Genomic DNA, 458 nt, shown 5'->3' on the forward strand with positions numbered 1-458 from the left:
GGGTCCGAACGGAGCGGGCAAGTCGAGCGTGCTGAACGCCGTCTGTACAGTCATCAAGCCGACCGGCGGGGCGGTACGGGTCTTCGGCTACGACACCGTCATCAGCGTGGTGGCGGCGCGGCGACGCATCGGCGTCGTCTTCCAGGAGTCGACCCTCGACCCGGACATGTCGGTGGAGCGCAACCTACGGTTCCACGCCCGGCTGTACGGCATGTCCCGGGAGCGGACCGGGCGGCGTCTCGCGGAGGTGCTCGATGGGCTGGGATTGTGGGACCGGCGCAAGGACCGGGTGGACCAACTGTCCGGTGGTCTGGCCCGGCGGGTGGAGATCGCCCGGGCGTTAATGCACGATCCCGGGCTGCTGATCCTGGACGAGCCCACGACCGGGCTCGACCCCGAATCGAGACGGCGGCTGTGGGATGAGCTGATCGCGTCGGTCGCCAACCGCCAGGTGTCGG

1 protein-coding gene is annotated in these 458 nt (G+C 69.4%); it reads left to right on the forward strand.

The window, feature by feature from the left end:
• The coding region (locus ACUVOF_RS21965) for an ABC transporter ATP-binding protein (RefSeq protein ID WP_447046336.1) at window positions 1-458 on the forward strand (458 nt) is incomplete at both ends.

It is taken from the genome of Vreelandella sp. H-I2 (assembly GCF_052959335.1).